Raw genomic sequence first — 3,385 nt, 5'->3', positions numbered from 1 at the left:
ACTCGTCGAATACGGCGACCGCGAACCCACCGAACCCTGGACGTGGACAGGTCCCGGACGCACGGTCTCCGGTTACACCTGGGGCGGCTGCATCGAAGTCCTCGACCAGCTCGCCATCGCCGACAGGCTGCCCTCCGTCGACGCGCTCCGGGACACAATCCTGATCCTCGAAACCAGCGAACTGTTGGCTCCCGCAGATTGGGTCAAGCGATGGGTTCGAGCGCTCGGCGAGCGTGGTGTCCTGGGGGCGGACGACGGCGTGATGCTCGCCAGGCCTCCAGTCAGCAGCCACGGGCAAGTTCCCCCTGCCGCCGAACGGGCTCGGCTCCGCGCCGCACAGCGCGATGTGGTCAGCACCGAATTCGCACTGTACAACCCGGACGCCGTCGTGTGCATCGGGGTTCCCTTCGGGCACACCCGACCGCAGTGGATCCTCCCCTACGGCGGTCGAATCCAACTCGACGGCGAAGCCAGGAGGGTTACAGCCAGCTATGCCTGATCGTGGCAGGCAGGGCCAGGAGCACACGTCGGGTCATCATCATTTCCTATGCGGTCGGCCGCACGTTCTGATTTGATCGGAAGAGGTTGATGGGGTCGTATGCGGCTTTGACGGCGGCCAGCCGGTCGTAGTTGGCGCCGTAGGCTGCCCTCACCCGTTCCTCCCCTTCCTGGCCAAGATCGTTGACGTACACCCCGCTAGCAGCAAAGGGTTGCATCGCTTCGAAGAAGGCGCGGGCCCAGCCGACGTGTCGCTCCGTTTCTGCCGGATTGGACCACTGGGCCAGGATGAGGAGTTCGCTCTGGGACCGGCGATGGGGAAATGCCGTGGCCGCCGGGGGAACCCGAACGGCCACACCGTGCAGTTGTTGCATTCCGATGCCGCTCGCCGTTGAAGGCATCTCGGCCGCAAACCGGAGCAGGACATCGATGGCGTCGGCGGTGAGGTCAGTCAAAAAGCTCGATTTCCAATAGTGGTGCCGGCCCGACGGAAAGCCGCCGTCGTGGGCGCTTTGCCAAACGCCATAATCGGTGGGCACCACCGCGTCCACATCTGGGCCGAGGTCGCGCAGGGGCCGGAGCGCCAGCTCCGCCTCATCATGCCCGCCGCTCCAGCAGACGCCGACGCCGAAGACAGGGCGTCCTGAGGTGTCACACCCCAGACTGGCCGACATCGAGAGTTCGTCGGGGCACGAAGCGGCGAATCCGGGATAAAAGCCCAGGACCTCCCTTGTCCGTTCGGCCGGGAATGAGAGCGCTCCGGCAAGAACCTGTCCGACGGGATGCAAACGATAGGTGAAGGACGTGACAACACCGAAGTTGCCGCCGCCTCCGCGGATGGCCCAATAGAGGTCTGTGTGTTGGTCGGGGCTCGCCGTCAACAGCCTGCCATCCGAAGTCACGATGTCGGCGGCCAGCACGTTGTCGCAAGCGAGCCCGTGTTTGCCGTTGAGCCAGCCGATGCCACCTCCGAGGGTCAAACCGGCGATGCCGGTAACCGACACGACTCCGAGCGGCGTGGCCAGGCCGTGCGCCTGGGTGGCGACGTCAAGGTCGGCCAGGAGCGCACCCGCTCCGGCCACGGCGGCGCGCCGTTCGGCGTCGACCTGAACGTTCTTCATGCCGGAGCAATCCAGCATGAGCCCGCGGGCGCCGACGGCGTTCCCTGCCACGTTGTGGCCGCCGCCCTTGATGGAGACAGGGAGATCATTTTCCCGGGCGAAGTTCACGGCACGGCGAATATCCTCGGCGTCGGCGGGGCGGACAATGACGTCCGGACGGCGGTCAATCATCGCATTGAAGACCTTCCGGGCGTCGTCGTAGCCGGCGTCTCCGGGCCGGAACAGCCGGCCCCGGAGCGCCGAACCCAGGCCATCGACGGCGGATGCGTCAAGCGACGGTGCGGGGGTCCGGAAAGCCACGACACGGCACCTTTCTCGTTCGAGATCGTCGAGGACGCGCGCCGGCCGGCGGCGTCGCGCTCATTTGACCGTCAATGAGCCGTGCATGTTGGGGTGGTAGTTGCAGTGAAAGGCGTAAGTCCCCGGTTCGGAAGGTGCCTTGAATGTGGCCGTGCCGCCGTTTTCCTTGACCTCGACATCAAAGAGGGTCGCATTCTGGTCCGCGGTTACCGTGTGCTCTGCGGTGTCCATGTTGATCACCTTCACCTCCGCCCCGGGAGCCACCGCACCCGGGATCTCGTAGGCGAAGTTGCTGATCGTGATTGTCGCGGCGGCGGCGTTCGCCGCCCCGCTTCCCGGCCCCGAAGCGGTGGAGCCGGCCGGGGCAGACGGTTCCATCGACATGCTGGGCGAGGTCCCGGCGGTCGTGGCAGGGGCCGACGCCTGCGTTCCGCCGCCTCCGGCACAGCCGCTCAGCCCGATCAGTACCGTTGCCAACACAAGTGCAGTCCGTGTCTTGTTGCTCGTCATGATGTGCCGTCCTCAACGCTGGAGGGGGCTGAGAAATCAGCCCGGCTTCTTTCCATTCTGCATCCGCCACCATCAAAAAGCACCGCTGAAAAGCTCCGACAGAGAGCACGGGCCATCAGGGCTGCGTCCTGGCCTTTTGCAGGTAGGCCATGAGTCCGGCCAGTTGCTCCGGGGTCCAGGGCAGATCGGCGCTGAGGGCAGTCTTATTGTCCTGCCACATGGAACGGGCAGCGGCTTTGGTCTCTTCGCCTGCGTGGAACATGGATCCGATTTCGTCCCATGCCGTGGCCCATTCCCGGATGGACGGATCGGATACCGGCGTCCCGTTTTCGACATGCTTGAGACCCTCCTCGACCAATGCGGCCCACCGGACTTTGGCGGCCTCGATGCTGTCGCTGCCAAGTTCGGCTCTGCGGCCGGCCAGTTCCTGGCGCTGTTCTGGTGTGAAGTAGTTTTCGAGCATGGTGATCATCTCCAAAGTTGCCATGAACTGTTCCGGCACCGGCATGGTGGCCCCGTCGATACGTGAAAGCAGGTCGCGTATCCGGTCCTGGACCGCCTGGACCTGCTCGGCGTGCTGGCTAAGATTCAGCAACTGCCTTTGCAGGAGCGTGCGCAGCGAGCCAATGTCATCGGCAGGGGTTCCCAGTGCAACGCCGATTTCGGCCAGCGGGAGGCCGAGCATCTGCAGCGACCGGATCCGGTAGAGCCGCCGGACATCTTCCTCGGTGTAGCGGCGGTGGCCGGAAGCCGTCCGCCGGCCTGCCGACAGCAACCCAATCTCGTCGTAGTGATGGAGCGCCCGGACCGTGACGCCGCACGCTTTGGCAAGTTCGCCGATGCTCCATTGACCTGCGGCACCGCTCGTCTCTGTCATGTGAACAACCGTAGATCCTCACCCCGCGTGAGGATCAAGAACCTACTGGCCCGGCCGGCCCGGCGGGCCGGCCGCCGAC

3 protein-coding genes and 1 pseudogene are annotated in these 3,385 nt (G+C 65.3%); 1 reads left to right on the top strand and 3 read right to left on the bottom strand.

The window, feature by feature from the left end:
- Window positions 1-499, top strand: a pseudogene (locus Y706_RS25085) (LD-carboxypeptidase); the annotation flags it as partial.
- A 46-nt stretch (window positions 500-545) separates the two neighbouring features.
- Here Y706_RS25085 and Y706_RS0111725 read toward each other — a convergent pair.
- From Y706_RS0111725 to Y706_RS0111715, 3 genes are all read right to left on the bottom strand, one after another.
- Complete coding sequence (locus Y706_RS0111725; protein WP_253906780.1) at window positions 546-1,790, bottom strand: FAD-binding oxidoreductase; 1,245 nt, start codon at window positions 1,788-1,790, stop codon at window positions 546-548.
- 189 nt (window positions 1,791-1,979) lie between these two features.
- A complete protein-coding gene (locus Y706_RS25080) occupies window positions 1,980-2,429 on the bottom strand; it encodes a cupredoxin domain-containing protein (protein ID WP_052355065.1) in 450 nt (149 codons plus the stop codon).
- Between the two features lie 115 nt (window positions 2,430-2,544).
- On the bottom strand, window positions 2,545-3,306 hold the full coding sequence (locus Y706_RS0111715; protein WP_028276738.1) for a MerR family transcriptional regulator: 762 nt from the start codon (window positions 3,304-3,306) through the stop codon (window positions 2,545-2,547).
- Between the last annotated feature and the right edge of the window lie 79 nt (window positions 3,307-3,385).

Origin of the sequence: Arthrobacter sp. I3 (genome assembly GCF_000520575.1) — a bacterium.
Lineage (GTDB): Bacteria > Actinomycetota > Actinomycetes > Actinomycetales > Micrococcaceae > Arthrobacter > Arthrobacter humicola_A.
Note: the sequence above shows the minus strand (reverse complement) of the source record. Positions and strands in the feature narration are given on the sequence as shown.